Source organism: Luteibacter sp. UNC138MFCol5.1 (genome assembly GCF_900110505.1).
GTDB lineage: Bacteria > Pseudomonadota > Gammaproteobacteria > Xanthomonadales > Rhodanobacteraceae > Luteibacter.
The window spans coordinates 328,989-345,481 of record NZ_FODZ01000001.1 but is presented as its reverse complement, the minus strand read 5'-3'; the positions used below and the strand labels follow the sequence as shown (position 1 = coordinate 345,481).

Here is a 16,493-nt window from a genome sequence, read left to right as displayed (position 1 = left end):
TGGGCAGTCACGGCAACCGCGACGTGCGTTGCCGTGCGATGGGGCGTGAGGAAATTCGGACGGCGCTCCGCCGGGGAAGCGAAGCGCCGTCCGTCGACCGCGGCGTCAGTGCCCGCCGGCGGTCGCCGCCGATCCGGCCTTGGCCGTGAACGGAGGCTTGGCGAGCCAGACCACCAGCACCAGTCCGATGAACACGTAGCCCAGCATGTGGAACACCTCGTTGAACGAGATCTGGTAACCCTGCTGCGTGATCATCTGGTTCACCGCGGCCGCCGCGTACTGCGGATCGCCGTGCCCGATCTGGGCCAGCGCCTGCTGCGACGTGGGATCGAACGGCGTGATGTGCTCCGCGAGACGCTCGTGATGCACGATCGCGCGGTGATCCCAGAGGAACGTCGTCAGCGAGGCGGCGAAACTGCCGCCCAGCGTGCGCAGGAACGTCGCGAGGCCCGAGCCCGACGCGATTTCCCGCGGCTGCAGGTCCGAAAGCAGGATCGTGAGCACCGGGGTGAAGAACAGCGCCACGCCGAGACCCTGGATCAGCTGCACCATCGCGACGCTGTAGAAGTCGATGTCCAGGTAGAAGTCCGAACGCATGAAACACGTGGCGCCCATGACGAGGAACGCGCCGGAAGCCAGGATGCGCAGGTCGAACCGGTGCGAGTACTTGCCGACGAAGGGCGTCAGGATCACGGGCAGGATGCCGAGCGGTGCCGCCGCGAGACCCGCCCAGGTGGACGTGTAACCCACGTTGCGCTGGAGCCACTGCGGCACGAGCAGGCCGATGGCGAAGAACGCCGCGTACGCCAGCACGAGGCACAACGTGCCCATCGCGAAATTGCGATGCCGGAAGAGCTTCAGGTTGACGATCGGATCCTTGTCCGTCAGCTCCCAGATCAGGAACACGGCGAGGCCGATGACCGCGATGATCGCGGTGATGACGATGAACGTCGACGAGAACCAGTCTTCGTCGTTGCCCTTGTCGAGCACGATCTGCAGCGCGCCCACGCCGATGATGAGCGTGATCAGGCCCACGTAGTCCACCTTCGGCCGCTCGGTGGTCTCCGGGCGTCCCTTCATCTGGTTACCCACCACGAAGCTGGCGAAGATGCCGATCGGCACGTTGATGAAGAAGATCCACGGCCAGGTGTAGTTGTCCGTGATCCAGCCGCCGAGGATCGGGCCCGCGATCGGCGCGACGACCGTGACCATGGCGAGCAGCGCGAGCGCCATGCCGCGTTTGGCGGGTGGATAGATCGATATCAGCAGGCTCTGCGTGATGGGATACATCGGACCCGCGACCGCGCCCTGGATGGCGCGGAACAGGATCAGCATGCTCATGCTCTGCGCGATGCCGCACAGGAACGACGCCAGCGAGAAGAGCAGCGTCGCCCAGACGAACAGCTTGGTCTCGCCGAACCGACGCGTGAGGAAGCCGGTGAGCGGAAGCGCGATGGCGTTGCTCACCGCGAACGAGGTGATGACCCACGTGCTCTGGTTGGAACTGACGCCCAGGTTGCCCGCGATGGTGGGCAGCGAGACGTTCGCGATCGTGGTGTCGAGCACCTGCATGAACGTCGCGAGCGAGAGGCCGACCGTGGACAGCGCCAGATTGGGCGGTCGAAATTCGGTGCTCATGGAAAAGCCTGGGTTAGGAAGGGAATGACGGGACGGCGCCGGCGCGAGGGCCGGCACCGTCCGGTAAGGCGCCTCACTTCGGCGCCTTCTCCTGCTCGCCTTCGCCGGCGGCCGCGTTCTCGTGGATCACCTTCGCGATCTCGGCATCCACGCCATCGAGGCGATGGTCGTACACGTCCGTGGCGAACTCCGGCTTCGCCGGCGGCTGCTGCGCCAGCAACGCGCCATTCTGGTCGTGCAGCGACACGGTCACCTTGGTGGAGAGGCCGAGGCGCAGCGGCTTGGCGTCGAGCTGCTTGGGATCGGTGAAGACCACGCGCACCGGGACGCGCTGCACGATCTTGATCCAGTTACCCGTCGCGTTCTGCGCGGGCAGCAGGGAGAACGCGCTGCCGCTGCCGATGCCGAGGCTACGGATCTTCGCCTTGTAGACGACGTCGCTGCCGTACACGTCGGCCGTCACGTCGACCGGCTGGCCGATGCGCATGTGCGTGAGTTGCGTTTCCTTGAAGTTCGCGTCGATCCACACCTCGTGGAGCGGCACGACGGCCATGAGGGCAGCACCCGGCTGGACGCGCTGGCCGAGCTGCACCGAGCGCTTGGCGACGTAGCCATCGACCGGCGCGACGATCGTGGTGCGCGCCTCGTCGAGGTAGGCCGAGCGGAGCTTCGCGGCCGCGGCGCGCACGTCGGGATGCGACGCGACCACCGTGTCGTCGACCAGCACCTTGCTCGTGCTGTACGACTGCTTCGCCGAGGCGAGGCTGCTTTCCGCGGACGTCAGCGTGTCGAGGGCGTGCGAGAGTTCCTCGGCCGAGATCGCACCCGACTTCGCAAGGTCGCGGCGGCGGTTGTAATCGGCGCGGGCACGGTCGACGGCCGTCTGGCGGACGGCGACGTCGGCCTGGGCGGAAGTCACGTTGTTGTACAGACCGCGCACGCGACGGACGGTGTTCGCGAGGTCGGCGCGCGCGCTGAGCAGGGCGATCTGCGCATCGGCGTTGTCGAGCTTCACCAGCACGTCGCCCTTGTGCACGAGGTCGCCGTCGTCCGCCGTGATCGACAGGACGGTGGCCGCGATCTGCGGCGTGATCTGCACGACGTTGCCGTTGACGTAGGCGTCGTCGGTGTCCTCGTACCAGCGACCGTCGACGAAATACCACACGGTCCAGCCGATGCCGGCCAGCACGATGACGGCAACGAGGAGCTTGAGGAAGAACCCGCGACGGCTCTTCGGTGGCGGCGCGACGACGGCGCCGGCGGGGGCGGTGTTTTCTTGGGACATCGTAATGGCCTCGGGACGAGTCTTAGTTGTTGGCCGGCGTGGCGGCGGCGACCGGCTGGTCGCCCGCCTCGGGGCGGAAGCCGCCGCCGAGCGCCTGGATCAGTTGGACGGAGGTGTCGACCTGCTGCGCGCGGAGCGCGGCCATGCGCTGCTCGGCCTGGAGCAGCTGCTGGCGCACGATCAGCGATTCGAGGTAGCTGCCGACACCGGCCTTGTAGCGCTGCTGCGAGAGGTCGTACGCCTGCTGCGCGGCGTCCTGCGCGCGCTGCTGCGCCGCGATCTGCGTGCCGGTCGAATCGAGCGCCGACAGATCGTCGGACACTTCGTTGAGCGCGCCGACGAGGATCTTGTTGTACTGCGCGACGGCGAGGTCGTAGTCCGCATCCTTGCCCGCGAGGTTCGCGCGCAGGCGGCCGCCATCGAAGATCGGCAGGCTGAAGGCGGGCAGGATCTGCGCGAAGCGGGCACGGGCGGAGAACAGGTTCTCCGAACCCGGCGCGACCTGCGCGGCGAGGATGCCGAGGCTCACGTTGGGGAGGAATTCCGTCTTCGCCGCGGCGATGTTCTTCGACGCCGCTTCGACGCGCCAGCGCGCGGCGACGAGGTCGGCACGATGGCCCAGCAGATCGGCCGGCAGGTTCGCGGGCACGGCGACGGCCGACGGCGCGAGCGCGGCCGGACGAGCGATGTCGAGGCCGCGGTCCGGACCCTTGCCGAGCAGCACGCTCAGCGCGCTGCGCGAGCTGTCGATCGCGCGCTCCGCGACGGCGACTTCGCGTTCCGCCGTGGCGATTTCGCTGTCGGCCTGCTTGACCTGGATCTGGTTGTCGACGCCGGCCGCGACGCGCTGGCGCGTCAGCGTGCCCGATGCCTGGCTGCGCTCGAGTTCGGCCTTCGCGACGTCGAGCTGCGTGAACGCGTAGCCCAGCTGCACGTACGCCCGGGCGACGTTGGTCGAGATCTCGATGCGCGCCGCGCGCGCGTCGATCTCGCTGGCGCGCTGCGCGCCGACCGCGGCTTCCCACGCGTCGCGCTTGCCGCCCCAGAGATCGAGGTCCCAGCTGAAGTTGCCGTAGCCGTATTTCGTCCAGCCGAAGTGGTTGCCGGTGGGCGGCGGCAGCAGCGTGCCCGGAAGGCGCGCGCCGGCGATGCCGCCACCGACGCCGAAGGTCGGATCGCGCGCGGCGTCCGCGGCGCCGGACTGGGCCTGCGCCTGGCGCACACGCGCCTCGGCCACGGCGAGATCCGGGTTGCCCTTCAGCGCTTCGGCGATCAGCGCGTCGAGCTGGCTGTCACCCAGGCCCGTCCACCAGTCGGCGGCCGGCCAGTTCGCCGGAGAGACCTGCGCCTTCGCCAGGCTGCGGTCGGCGTGGAGGGTGGACGGATCGCTGAGCTGGCCCTGCGGCTCCAGTCCGCGGCTGGTCACGCAGCCGGAAAGGATGAGCGCGGCGCCGACGGCCGCCACGAGAGTGTGCAGACGCATGAGTTGTAGCCTCGACGGTTGAATCAGTCTTTGTCGCGGAGCGCGTTGAGCACGCGCCCCAGGTAGTCGTGCAGCCGTACCCGTTCTTCCGGAGAAAGGTCGCGCTGCGCACGCTCGAGCGTGCCTGCGCTCGATTCGTGCAGATGACGCCACAAGGCCACGCCGGCCTCGGTCAGTTCGATGCGAAGCGCGCGGCGATCCTGTTCGTGCGGCTGGCGGCGCAGGTAGCCCTTGGCCTCTAGCTGGTCGAGCTGGCGGGTCATGGCGCCAGCGTCGAGGTTCACACCCCGCGCGAGCTCCGAGGCCGACGTCGATCCGTGGAGCGCCAGGTACTTCAGCATGTGGAACTGGGTGAACTTCAGCCCGACGCCGAGTTGCGCCAGATCGGACTCGATCGCGCGGACGATTTCGCCGCGGACCGAGCCGATGAGGGACCCGAGGCTGTCACGACCATCGGGCGAAGTGGGGCATGCGGCCTTGTTCATGACGCATATTCTATTGCCTGGAATATAGTTGTCAAGGCAAATATGCGTAGGGCAGATATTGTCAGGTCGGCATCAGTTCATCCTCGTCCGCCAGCAGCGTGGCCAGGGCCGGATCGCGGATGTCGAAGAGGTCGAAGACGCCGAGCGCGCGCAGGGTCGGCAGCTGGGCCAGAAGACGGGTTTCGAGGCGCCGCACCTGCTCTTCCGGCGTCGCCGGGTCGAGCATGGCGTGGGCGCAGGCCACGAAGGTCACCAGCGCGTCGCCGGCTTCCCGGCCTTCGCCGAGCTGGTCGTGGTCATGGGTGACGAGACGGATCATGGGGACGATCTCCGTGTCGAGGTCCCTTCCGGGTGCCTGGGGCGCCCCATGCGGGACAGATAGTTGGGACTGCAAATGTTAGCGAGGAAGCTTTAGGCCTGTTATCGTCATCGGGCCAACTTATATCGAGGATCGGCCAACATGCTCCACGACGCCGTGCACGACTTGCTGGAATCGGCCGACGGGCCGCCCCTCGTCGCCTACGAGGCGCGCGGGGAGATTCCGTTGAAGGAGATCGACTGGCACAGCCATGTGCGTGGCCAGTTTTTTTACGTGGAACAGGGGCTTGTCATCACCCGAACGGATCACGGGTCGTGGCTCCTGCCGCCGCACCGTGCCGGCTGGATGCCACCGGGCACCCGCCACACCGTGAGCATCGCGGGCCCGAGCCACGCGTGGGCCGTGTTCATCGCGCCGTCGGTCGCCGCCACGCTGCCGGACCGGCCCTGCGTGTTCGGCGTCAACGACCTCTTCCGCGCCATCGTCAAACGGGCTGCCAGCTGGCCGCTCGACGCGCCGCCGGATCCCGCGCGGGACCGCCTGTTCGAAGTGCTGCTCGACGAGATGCGCCGCGCGCCGGTCGAGGAGCTGCACCTCCCATGGCCCGAGGACCGGCGCCTGCGCCGCATCGCCATGGCGATGTACGAACGTCCCGACGACACCCGCGGCATCGACGAATGGGCGAGCTGGGCCGGCATGTCGGTGCGTACGCTGACGCGGCTCTTCCGCCAGGAAACGCAGGTCAGCGTCGCGCAGTGGCGACAGCAGGCACGCCTGGCGTGCGCGCTGGAGCGGCTTGCGAACGGCGATCCGGTGTCGCTCGTGTCGGACGCGCTCGGCTACGCCACGCCGAGCGCGTTCGTGGCGATGTTCCGCAAGGCCTTCGGCGATTCGCCCGGCCGGTACCTGGCGCGGCAGGCGCTGGGCTGAGCCGCTGTAGGAGCGGACCTGGCCGCGATCGCTTTTCGCGAGGTGCGACAGGGCCTGTGGCGCTCGGCGAAAAGCCAATCGCGGCCAGGTCCGCTCCCACAGGCGAAGGTTGCGGCCAGGTCCGCTCCCACCAGGGCAGCAGTTCGTCAGTTCAGCGGCTTGCACATCCAGAGCGCCTCGAACGTGTATGCGTCGCCCGACTCGCGCTCCACGACATCGACGGCGATGCGTCCGTGTTGCCACTCGCCGTGCATGCCCGGCGACGTGACGTCGTAGCAGGATCGCTGCGCTTCGTAGTTACCGCGGTCCGGGTCCGTCATTGCCAGTTCTTCGGCGCGGCATTGCGCCATCGCCTCGCCATGGGTGGGCAGCGTGCGCTGCCCGGCGACGAAGTGATCGGCGGCGCAATCGACCGCGAGCGCGTGGCCCGGCAGGGCGAAAACGGCAAGTGGCAGAAGCAGGTGGACGAGGGTGGTTCGGTGCACGGGACGCTCCTCTCTTGATGGAGGCGCGAGCGTCGTTCGATGTCATGGGAAAGCACATCAGACCAGTCTGAAAATGCGGGGCGATCTCCCGCCTTGTGACGCGTATCACGCGCGACTCGTCCGCGATGAAAGCCTCGTGACCGGCGCGTCAATGCGCGGGGAAGCGATACCCGACACCCGGCTCGGTCTTCAGCCATCGCGGCGTCGACGGATCGTCGCCGAGCTTCTGGCGCAGCTTGCCCATCACGATCCGCAGGTAATGCGTGTCCTGCGTATGCGTCGCGCCCCACACGTCGCGCAGGATCTGTTGCTGGCCGACCACGCGGCCCGGATGGCGCACGAGCAGCGACAGCACGGCGAACTCCTTGCGCGTGAGCGCGACAGGCGCGCCGTCGAGGAACACCTCGCGCCGGGCGAGGTCGACGCTCAGCGTGCCATCGTCGTAGCGCACGGGGGCATCGGCCTGACCGCCCTTCGCACCCTGGCGCAACAGCACGCGCAGGCGCGCCATCAGCTCCTGGATGCCGAACGGCTTGGTCACGTAGTCGTTCGCGCCGAGGTCAAGCGCCTTGACCTTCTCGCTTTCCGCGTCGCGCACCGAGAGCATGAGCACCGGCACGTCGCTCCACTGGCGGATCTCGCGCAGCACGTCGTGGCCCTCGCGATCGGGCAGGCCGATGTCGAGGATCACCACGTCGGGCGACTGCGTCGCCGCGAGCCCGAGGCCCTGCTCGCCCGTTTCGGCGAGGAACACGTGGTAGCCCTCGGCGCGGAGCCCGATGTCGAGGAAGCGGCGGATCTGCGCTTCGTCGTCGATCACCAGCACTCGGGGGGCGGTAGGGTTCATCGGTTCTCGTCGGGCGGATCGGACAGGGGCAGCGAGATACGCATGGTCGTGCCACCGCCCGGCTGGGGCAAGGCCTCCACGTTGCCGCCGTGGGCGCCGATCATGCCACGGCAGATCGCGAGGCCGAGGCCCGTGCCCTGCCCGCCCCGGTCGCCGCGGGAGACGGAATAGAACATGTCGAAGATCATCGCGCGCTCTTCCTCGGGAATGCCGGGCCCGCGATCGTTGACGTCGACCAGCAGGCGTCCGGCCTCGCGTCGCACGACGACGCGCACCGCCTCGCCCGGCGGCGAGAAGCGCGCGGCGTTCTCGAGGATGTTGAACAACGCCTGCTCGACGAGCGCGGGATGCACGTGCAGCAGCACGGTCTCCTTCGGCAACGTCACGTCGATGCGGGTGTCGGGAAAGAGCTGGCGCATGCGCGCGACCGCGGACGCGACGACCTCGCCCGCGTCGATCCAGTCGCGGTGCAGGGTCAGGTTGCCGTGGCCCAGGCGCGTCATGTCGAGCAGGTTCTGGATGTAGCGATCGAGCCGCTGGCCCTCGCCGAGGATCGCCTGCAACAGCGCGTGCCGTTCGTCGGCGGGCAGCTTCTCGTCATAGCTGAGCAGCGTGCCGGCCGACCCGATCATCGATGCGAGCGGCGAGCGGAGATCGTGCGACACCGACGAGAGCAGGGCGTTGCGCAGGCCCTCGGTCTCCGCCTTCACGCGGGCGCCTTCGAGTTCCGCGGCCAGCCTCGCGCGCTCGAGCGCCTGGCCGATGTCCTGCACCATGGCCATCGCGAGTCCGCGCCGGTCCACATCGGGCTCCCGCGTCCCGGCGGGATAACGCAGGGCGGCGACGCCGGAGGCCTGCGTTTCGCCCCCGAGGGGCAGCATCCAGCAGTTCGCCGCGCGCAGCGTATCGGTGAAGCGACCGGCGGGCTCGCCATGCTGCTCGCACCAGTCCGCCGCCGCGCGATCCTGCGGCGTCAGCTCGAAGGGCGACGGCGCCGCCGTCTCGGCCACCAGCGTCATCGAGGCGTCGCGCACGAGCATCGCGGCATCGACGTCCAGGGCGCGCGCGAGCGCGCGAGCGCCGACGAGACGCACGGCCGCCGCGTCGCTCGCCGTGGCCAGCTGCTGCCCGAGCGACACGAGCGTGCGAGCCCGCGCCTGCGCCGCGCGCAGCGACTGCACCTGACCCGCGAGCCGCGTCGCGAGCCGGCTGCACACGAGTGCCGCGACGAGGAACAGGACCACCGCGAGCACGTCGTCGGCGTTGGCGATCGCCAGCGTGTAGCGCGGTGGCGCGAAGAAGAAGTTGTAACCGACGAAACACAGCAGGGCCATGTACACGGCGACCGCCATGCGCGTACGGGCGGCGACGAACAGCACGGCGGTCAGGAACACGAGCGAGAGATTCGCGACGGAGAGGAACCGGTCGGCGATGAACGAGAACGCCATCGCGATGACCGTCGCCACCGTGGCGAGTCCGTATTCGCGCCGCGACCCGAGGTCGTTGCCGACGCGCAGCCGGTGGCGTGCGCGCGCCCGCTCCGCGGGCGTCGCGACGATCGTGAGTTCCAGGTGCGCCGCGCGGCGGAGCAGCCGTTGCGTCAGCGAGTAGCCGAGGCGACGCGCGATCGGACGCTCGCGGGTGCGTCCGACGATGATCTGGCCGACGCCTTCGCGGTCGGCCCAAGCGAGGAGTTCGTCGGCGATCGCATGACCGCGAAGCACCACCTCCTCGCCGCCCAGGCGACGCGCGAGGCGCATCGCCGCGTCGACGCGCTCGCGTCGTTCGGGATCGACACGGCCACGGTCGACGAAGACCACGCTCCATGGCGCGCCGCGCCGTTCCGCGATGCGCCGCGCCACGCGCACGAGGTAGTCGCTTTGCGCCGCGCCGTCGATGGCCACCATCACCCGCCGCCGTACCGGCATGACGCCGCCACGCGCGAGCATGTGGTCGCGCAGGTCGCTGTCGACGTGCGCGGCCACGGTCTCCACCGCGAGTTCGCGCAGCGCGGCGAGGTTCGTGGGCGAGAAGAACGCCTCCAGCGCGACCGCCGCGGTCTCCGGCACGTAGACCTTGCCCTGCCGCAACCGCGCGATGAGCTCGCGCGGCGGCAGGTCGACCAGCACGATGTCGCGTGCCCGGTCGAGGAACGCGTCGGGCACCGTTTCGCGCACCGCCACGCCGGTGATCCGCCGCACCTGGTCGTTGAGGCTTTCCAGGTGCTGCACGTTCAGCGCGGTATAGACCTCGATACCGGCATCCAGCAGTTCGGCGATGTCCTGCCAGCGACGCGAATGACGACCGCCCGGCAGGTTGGTATGGGCCAGCTCGTCCACCAGGATCACGGCCGGGCGGCGGACCAGCGCCGCCTCGAGGTCGAACTCGCGGAAGTCGCGGCCGGCATGCCGTACCTTGCGCGTCGGCAGGATCTCCATGCCCTCGAGCAGCGCCGAGGTCTCGGCCCTGCCATGCGTTTCCACCAGGCCGACGACGACATCGACACCCTGGCGGCGCATGTCGCGCGCCGCCGCGAGCATCGCGTAAGTCTTGCCGACGCCGGGAGCGGCCCCGAGGAAGACCTTCAGATGCTGCCCATCCTCGGCATTGACCGCGTTGAGCAAGGCATCGGCGCGGGCGTCGCGGGTATCGGTCATGGAGAAGGCCGGTGGGAAAACGTGCGGTACGAAGGTTAGCCGTAGCGCCGCGGGAGCGCACGCGGCGTACGGCGGCCGTTAGCGGGCGACGGAATCCAGCGCCATGTTCAGCGCGAGCACATTCACCCGCGGCTCGCCGAGCACACCGAGCTGACGCTGCTGCGTGTGTTCGTCGACCAGCGCCTGCACCTTTGCGACATCCAGCCCGCGGGCACGCGCCACGCGCGCGACCTGATACCGGGCGGCCGCTGGAGAGATCTCCGGGTCCAGACCGCTGGCCGACGCGGCGACGAGTTCGACGGGCACGAGTGCCGCATTGCCGGGATCGGCGGCCCGGAGTGCCGCGATTCGTTGCTTCGCGGCCTCCGCCAGCGCCGGGTTGGTCGGGCCGAGATTCGAACCGGTCGACGCGGCCGCGTTGTCCGGGCCAGGCGTGGTCGCGGACGGACGCCCCCAGAAGTAACCGGGCGTGGTGAAGGACTGGCCGATGAGCGACGAGCCGACCGGTTTCCCGTCGCGCTCGACGACGCTGCCGTTCGCCTGCCCCGGGAACAGCACCGCGGCGACAGCCGTCACGGCGAGCGGATAGGCCACGCCGGTCACGGCGGTGAGCAGCAGGAGCAGGACGATACCGTTGCGCAGGATCTTTGCCATGGCGGCTGCTCTCCTCAGTAGTGCCAGATCGCGTCGACGATCAGGCTCGCCTGGTAGTCCTTGCGACCACGGTCATAGGCGGGCATGTCGTACGACTTCTCGACGCGCACCTCCGGACGGATCTCGAGATCGGGACTGACCCAGTGCGTGAGTCCGACCGTGTGGGTCGTGTAGCGCGTGGCGTAGCCCGTGCGCTGGCCCTTCTGGTCGTTGTACCACTCGTTACGGATCGAGATCATGTTCAGCGGATTCAGCGCGATGTTGAGGTAGTTCACGATGCCGTATTCGCCGGCCTTGCCGGGCAGCGGCGACGACGCGACCACGCCGGGTTCGCCACCGGGGCCGAAGCCGGGGATGTTGCGGCCGTACATGTAATAGGCCTCCGTGAGGATGTGCACGTTGTCGGTGAAGCGGTGGCCCCACGTCGTCACGTACATCTGCACGTTGTTGTAGTTGTAGTCGGAGGTGTTGAAGCTGTTGACGCAGGGGTACAGCATGTCGTTGTTGTCTTTCGACACCCAGCGGACGCAGGCCTGCAGCGTCGGGCGCGACGAGTGGTTCCACACCGCCGTGTCGTTACCGCCGTTGATGCCTACCTGCAGGGTCCACTGCGCGTTGAGCCGCGTCGTCGTCATCACGCCCATCTGCGTGTACGGATCGACGGTGTAGAGCACCGAATGCGTCACGAGGTAGTTGTTCGGCGAGAACTGCGCCTCGATGTCGGGCAGCGACAGGTAGCGACCGACGCGGACCACCATGCCCTCGGCCACGTGCGGCAGGTAGATCTCGCCGTAGAACAGCATCGGGTCGTAGCCGTACGTCTTGCCGTTGAGCGCCTGTCCGGCGCGCGGATGGTTCAGCAGCTGGTTGCTGAAGACGCCCTTCATCGTGGTGTAGTGGTAGTCGTAGCCGTAGAGGTTGTCGAGGTGGAAACCCCAGTCGATGTGATCGGTCTGCACCGTGTCCGGGAGACGTTCGATGCGCAGCAGCGCCTGGTTGAACTCGACGCGGTTCGGCCGCGTCGCGTAGGACAGGGGATAGTTCGAGCGCGACGACGTGCTGGCGTTTACCGAGGCGTTGAGCCAGCCGTAGATCTCGATGCGGTTGTCCGTCATCCACTTGCCGAAGCGGTTGCACGCGAGCGCCTTCTCGAGCGGGTAGCGCGTGTTCAGATTGGGCACGCCGATCGGATAGGCGACGCCGCCGAGCTGCCATTCCGCCGAGGGGAACGGCGGCGACGGGAGCGGCGAGGGCATGGCGCGGCGTGCCGGCGCCGCTGCGTCGGGATCGGCCGGACGGGCGTCCTCGCGGTAGGCCGCGGCGAAGCGCGACGCGAAGCCCTGGGAGCAGTCGTCGCTGTCGGCGGCCATCGCGCGGGTGAAGGGAGCGAGTGCCAGCAGGGCGGCGGCGAAGACATAACGTGTGGTGCGCATAGTGTGTACCGATCCCTCGCGGGACCCCTCTCGGTAAGTCGGTGGGTGGATGTCAGATGCCGGCGTAGCCGCCGAGCGTGTATTCGTCGTCGACCGTGTCGCGGGCGACGGGCACGACGTGCGGCCGGCGCAACGTCGTGGGCGCGTTCGTTACCGCCGTCGCCGCCGCCTCCGGCGCGACGACGCGGACTTCCATGTCGAGATCGGCGCGATCGTCGATGACGACGGTGAGCTTCACGGATTGCATGGGATGACCTCGGTTCAGGCCAGTCCGACGAGGACCAGCAGCATGTCGATGAGCTTGATGCCGATGAACGGCACGATCGCGCCGCCCAGGCCGTAGACGAGCAGGTTGCGGCGAAGCAGCGCGGCGGCGCCCAGGGCGCGGTACGCGACGCCCTTGAGGGCGAGCGGGATCAGGAAGACGATGATCAGCGCGTTGAAGATCACGGCGGACAGGATCGCGCTCTGCGGTGTCGCGAGGTGCATGACGTTGAGCCGGTCGAGCGCCGGATAGGTCGTCGCGAACGCCGCCGGGATGATCGCGAAGTACTTGGCGATGTCGTTCGCGATCGAGAACGTGGTCAGCGCGCCTCGCGTGATCAGCATCTGCTTGCCGATGCCCACCACCTCGATCAGCTTGGTCGGGTTCGAGTCGAGGTCGACCATGTTGCCGGCCTCCTTGGCAGCCTGCGTGCCGCTGTTCATCGCGACCGCCACGTCGGCCTGCGCGAGCGCGGGTGCGTCGTTGGTGCCGTCGCCGCACATCGCGACGAGACGGTTTTCCGCCTGCATGTCGCGGATCAGCTTCAGCTTCGCTTCCGGCGTGGCCTCGGCGAGGAAATCGTCCACCCCCGCCTCGGCGGCGATGGCGGCGGCGGTGAGCGGGTTGTCGCCGGTGATCATCACCGTGCGGATGCCCATGCGCCGCAGCTGCGCGAAGCGCTCCTTGATGCCGTCCTTGACGATGTCCTTCAGCTCGACGACGCCAAGCGTGAGCGAGCCGTCGACGACGACGAGCGGCGTGGCGCCACGGCGGGCGACGTCCTCGGCCATGCGGCGCACCAGCGGCGGCAGGTGCGAGTCCTGCGTGTCGAGATAGCGCTCGACCGCGTCCATCGCACCCTTGCGGATGTGGCGCGTGCCGGCGTCGACGCCGCTCATGCGCGTCTGCGCCGAGAACGGCACGAACACGGCGCGGCGGTCTTCGCTACGGCGCTCGGTCCAGCCGAAGGCCTTCTGCGCCAGCACGACGATGCTGCGGCCTTCCGGCGTCTCGTCGGCGCGCGACGCCAGTTCGGCGGCTTCCGCCAGCTCGCGTTCCTCGATGCCGGGCGCCGGATGGAAGGCCACCGCCTGGCGGTTGCCCAGCGTGATCGTGCCCGTCTTGTCGAGCAGCAGCACGTCGACGTCGCCCGCGGCTTCCACCGCGCGGCCGGACGTGGCGATGACGTTGGCGCGGATCATGCGGTCCATGCCGGCGATGCCGATCGCCGAAAGCAGCGCGCCGATCGTCGTCGGAATCAGGCAGACGAGCAGTGCGACAAGCACCGTCAGCGTGATCGGGTGGCCGCTGCCGGCCGCCTGCACGCTGTAGATCGAGTACGGCAGCAGGGTGGCGCAGGCGAGCAGGAAGATCAGCGTGAACTTCGCCAGCAGGATGGTCAGCGCGATCTCGTTCGGCGTCTTGCGGCGCGACGCGCCTTCCACCATCGCGATCATGCGGTCGAGGAAGCTCTCGCCGGGGTTGCTGGCGATGCGCACGACCAGCCAGTCGGAGAGTACGCGCGTGCCACCGGTGACCGCGCTGCGGTCGCCGCCGGATTCGCGGATCACGGGGGCGGACTCGCCGGTGATCGCGCTCTCGTCCACGCTGGCCGCGCCTTCGACGATTTCACCGTCGCCCGGCACGATGTCGCCGGCTTCGACCAGCACGTGGTGTCCGCTGCGCAGCTCGCTCGACGGCGTGAAGACGACCGCCGCCTCGCGGCTCGCCGATGCGAGCTTCTTCGCCATCACGTCGCGGCGCGAGCCGCGCAGCGAGTCCGCCTGCGCCTTGCCGCGACCCTCGGCGAGGGCTTCCGCGAAGTTCGCGAAGAGCAGGGTGAACCACAGCCACAGGCTGACCCAGAAGATGAAGCCGGCGGGCGCCTCGCCATGACCGGCCAGGGCCTGGACCCAGAGCAGCGTGGTCAGCACGCTGCAGACGAACACGACGAACATCACCGGATTGCGGAACTGCAGGCGCGGCGAGAGCTTGAGGAACGCGTCCTTCAGGGCGCGGGTGACCAGCGCACGGTCGAAGCCGCGCGCGACGGGGGCATGCGTAGTCATGGATCAGTGGCCCGTGGCGGACATCAGTTGTTCGGCGATCGGCCCGAGGGCCAGCGCCGGGAGGAAGGTCAGTGCGCCGACGACGATGACGACGCACGCCAGCAGGGCGACGAACAGCGGCGTGTGCGTGGGCAGCGTGCCCGCGGACACCGGAACGGCACGCTTCGCGGCGAGGGAGCCGGCCATCGCGAGCATGGCGATCGCGAGCGGGAAGCGCGCCAGGAACATGCAGATGCCGAGCAGGACGTTCCAGAACGGCGTGTTGGCCGAAAGACCCGCGAACGCGCTGCCGTTGTTGTTCGACGCCGAGGTCACCGCGTAAAGCATTTCGCTGAAGCCATGGGCGCCCGGGTTGGCCACGCCGGCGACACCGGCCGGCGCCATCACCGCGATCGCGGTGCAGATCACCACCAGCGCGCAGGGAATGAGGACGGCCAGGCTCGCCATCTTCATCTCGTGCGCCTCGATCTTCTTGCCGAGGTATTCCGGGGTGCGGCCGACCATCAGGCCCGCGATGAACACCGCGACGACCGCGAAGGCGAGCATGCCGTACAGGCCGGACCCGACGCCGCCGAAGACGACCTCGCCCAGCTGCATGAGCCACATCGGCACGAGGCCGCCCAACGGAGTCAGCGAGTCGTGCATCGCGTTCACCGCGCCGCACGAGGCCGCGGTGGTGATCGCCGCGAACAGGCCCGACGAGGCGATGCCGAAACGCGTCTCCTTGCCTTCCATGTTGCCACCGGCCTGCAGCGCGCTCGCCTGCGCGTCGACGGCCAGGCCGTGGAACGCCGGATTGCCGGCCTGTTCGGCGGCGACGAGACCGAGGGTCAGCGGCACGAAAAGGAGCAGCATGGTGGCGAGGATCGCCCAGCCCTGGCGGCGGTCGCCGACCATGCTGCCGAACGTGTAGCAAAGTGCCGCCGGAATGATGAAGATCGCCAGCATCTGGACGAAATTGGAGAACGGCGTCGGGTTCTCGAACGGATGCGCGGAGTTGGCGTTGAAGAAGCCGCCGCCGTTGGTGCCGAGCATCTTGATGGCTTCCTGCGAAGCGACCGGGCCCATCGGCAGCGTCTGCCGGGCGTGCTCGAGCGTCGTGACGTCGAGGTATGGCGCGATGTTCTGCACGACGCCCTGCGATACGAACAGCAGCGCGATCACGACGGACAGCGGCAGCAGCACGTAGAGCGTCGCGCGGGTCATGTCCACCCAGAAGTTGCCCAGCGTGCTGGCGCCGCGGCGCACGAAGCCGCGCACGATCGCGATCAGCACGGCGATGCCGGTGGCGGCCGAGAGGAAGTTCTGCACGGTCAGGCCCAGCGCCTGCGTGAGATAGCTCATGGTCGACTCGCCCGCGTAGCCCTGCCAGTTGGTGTTGCTGGCGAAGCTGATGGCGGTGTTCATGGCCGAATCGGGCGCGACGGCGGCGAGGTGCTGCGGGTTCAGCGGCAGCCACTGCTGCGTGCGCTGGAGCAGGTAGACGACCGCGAGACCGGCGACGTTGAACACGAGCATGGCGATGGCGTAGCGCTTCCAGCCCATGTCCTCGTCGGCGCGGATGCCCGCGAGGCGGTAGAGCAGGCGTTCGACACCGGCGCCGACGCGGGTGACGCGGTTGGGCTCGTCGGCGAAGACGAGCGCCATGTACTGGCCGACCGGTTTGACCAGCGCGAGCAGCACGGCCAGGAACAGGCCGATCTGGAAGACGTCGTTCGCGGTCATTCGAACCACTCCGGCTTGAGCAGTGCGACGCAGAGATAACCGGTCAGCGCCACCGCAACGAGGGCGGCCACCGTGTAGGAAATGGACATGGCGAGTTCCTCAGCGGCGACCGAGGCGGTCGCAGATCATGAGGAAGCCGATCGTCAGTGCCGTGAGGACGACGACGAGCAGGACGTACAGGAGTTCCACGGGAGCGTTCCGTCGGGGATAACGGCGCG

15 protein-coding genes are annotated in these 16,493 nt (G+C 68.7%); 1 reads left to right on the top strand and 14 read right to left on the bottom strand.

The annotated features are described in order from the left end of the window. Positions 1 to 105 precede the first annotated feature (105 nt). The 5 genes from BMY69_RS01545 to BMY69_RS01525 form a co-directional block, all read right to left on the bottom strand. On the bottom strand, positions 106 to 1,638 hold the full coding sequence (locus BMY69_RS01545; RefSeq protein ID WP_090057904.1) for a DHA2 family efflux MFS transporter permease subunit: 1,533 nt from the start codon (positions 1,636 to 1,638) through the stop codon (positions 106 to 108). 73 nt (positions 1,639 to 1,711) lie between these two features. Next, positions 1,712 to 2,923: an HlyD/EmrA/EmrK family protein gene (locus BMY69_RS01540; RefSeq protein ID WP_090057906.1), complete on the bottom strand. Its 1,212-nt coding sequence runs from the start codon at positions 2,921 to 2,923 to the stop codon at positions 1,712 to 1,714. A gap of 22 nt (positions 2,924 to 2,945) precedes the next feature. Then, on the bottom strand, positions 2,946 to 4,406 hold the full coding sequence (locus BMY69_RS01535) for an efflux transporter outer membrane subunit (RefSeq protein WP_090057909.1): 1,461 nt from the start codon (positions 4,404 to 4,406) through the stop codon (positions 2,946 to 2,948). 23 nt (positions 4,407 to 4,429) lie between these two features. Continuing rightward, positions 4,430 to 4,891, bottom strand: coding sequence for a MarR family winged helix-turn-helix transcriptional regulator (locus tag BMY69_RS01530; protein ID WP_090057911.1), 462 nt, complete (start codon positions 4,889 to 4,891; stop codon positions 4,430 to 4,432). A gap of 61 nt (positions 4,892 to 4,952) precedes the next feature. Beyond that, positions 4,953 to 5,210 carry a hypothetical protein gene (locus BMY69_RS01525; protein WP_090057914.1) on the bottom strand — a complete coding sequence of 86 codons (258 nt, stop codon included), beginning with the start codon at positions 5,208 to 5,210 and terminating at the stop codon, positions 4,953 to 4,955. 141 nt (positions 5,211 to 5,351) lie between these two features. Between BMY69_RS01525 and BMY69_RS01520 the strand changes: the two genes are divergently transcribed. Further along, complete coding sequence (locus BMY69_RS01520) at positions 5,352 to 6,140, top strand: AraC family transcriptional regulator (protein WP_090175087.1); 789 nt, start codon at positions 5,352 to 5,354, stop codon at positions 6,138 to 6,140. 146 nt (positions 6,141 to 6,286) lie between these two features. Here the strand turns inward: BMY69_RS01520 and BMY69_RS01515 are convergent, their stop codons facing one another. The 9 genes from BMY69_RS01515 to kdpF form a co-directional block, all read right to left on the bottom strand. Continuing rightward, entirely contained in the window at positions 6,287 to 6,625 is a 339-nt protein-coding gene (locus BMY69_RS01515; protein WP_090057918.1) for a hypothetical protein, read from the bottom strand. Positions 6,626 to 6,773: 148 nt separating this feature from the next. Beyond that, complete coding sequence (locus BMY69_RS01510) at positions 6,774 to 7,472, bottom strand: response regulator (protein WP_090175086.1); 699 nt, start codon at positions 7,470 to 7,472, stop codon at positions 6,774 to 6,776. Then, positions 7,469 to 10,129 carry a sensor histidine kinase gene (locus tag BMY69_RS01505; protein ID WP_090175085.1) on the bottom strand — a complete coding sequence of 887 codons (2,661 nt, stop codon included), beginning with the start codon at positions 10,127 to 10,129 and terminating at the stop codon, positions 7,469 to 7,471. Before BMY69_RS01505 ends, BMY69_RS01510 begins: the two co-directional genes overlap by 4 nt. Positions 10,130 to 10,207: 78 nt before the next feature. After that, positions 10,208 to 10,783: a potassium-transporting ATPase subunit KdpC gene (gene kdpC / locus BMY69_RS01500; RefSeq protein WP_090175084.1), complete on the bottom strand. Its 576-nt coding sequence runs from the start codon at positions 10,781 to 10,783 to the stop codon at positions 10,208 to 10,210. A 14-nt stretch (positions 10,784 to 10,797) separates the two neighbouring features. Continuing rightward, positions 10,798 to 12,216, bottom strand: a complete 1,419-nt coding sequence (locus tag BMY69_RS01495) for an outer membrane beta-barrel protein (RefSeq protein ID WP_090175083.1) — start codon at positions 12,214 to 12,216, stop codon at positions 10,798 to 10,800. Positions 12,217 to 12,268: 52 nt separating this feature from the next. Next, the gene (locus BMY69_RS01490; protein WP_090057931.1) at positions 12,269 to 12,463 is read right to left on the bottom strand and encodes a hypothetical protein; all 195 of its coding nucleotides are present in this window, start codon (positions 12,461 to 12,463) and stop codon (positions 12,269 to 12,271) included. A 14-nt stretch (positions 12,464 to 12,477) separates the two neighbouring features. Further along, positions 12,478 to 14,550: a potassium-transporting ATPase subunit KdpB gene (gene kdpB, locus BMY69_RS01485; RefSeq protein WP_090175082.1), complete on the bottom strand. Its 2,073-nt coding sequence runs from the start codon at positions 14,548 to 14,550 to the stop codon at positions 12,478 to 12,480. Positions 14,551 to 14,553: 3 nt separating this feature from the next. Beyond that, positions 14,554 to 16,275, bottom strand: coding sequence for a potassium-transporting ATPase subunit KdpA (gene kdpA, locus BMY69_RS01480; protein WP_090175081.1), 1,722 nt, complete (start codon positions 16,273 to 16,275; stop codon positions 14,554 to 14,556). Then, positions 16,272 to 16,364 carry a K(+)-transporting ATPase subunit F gene (gene kdpF, locus BMY69_RS01475; RefSeq protein WP_090057938.1) on the bottom strand — a complete coding sequence of 31 codons (93 nt, stop codon included), beginning with the start codon at positions 16,362 to 16,364 and terminating at the stop codon, positions 16,272 to 16,274. Before kdpF ends, kdpA begins: the two co-directional genes overlap by 4 nt. Positions 16,365 to 16,493: the final 129 nt, after the last annotated feature.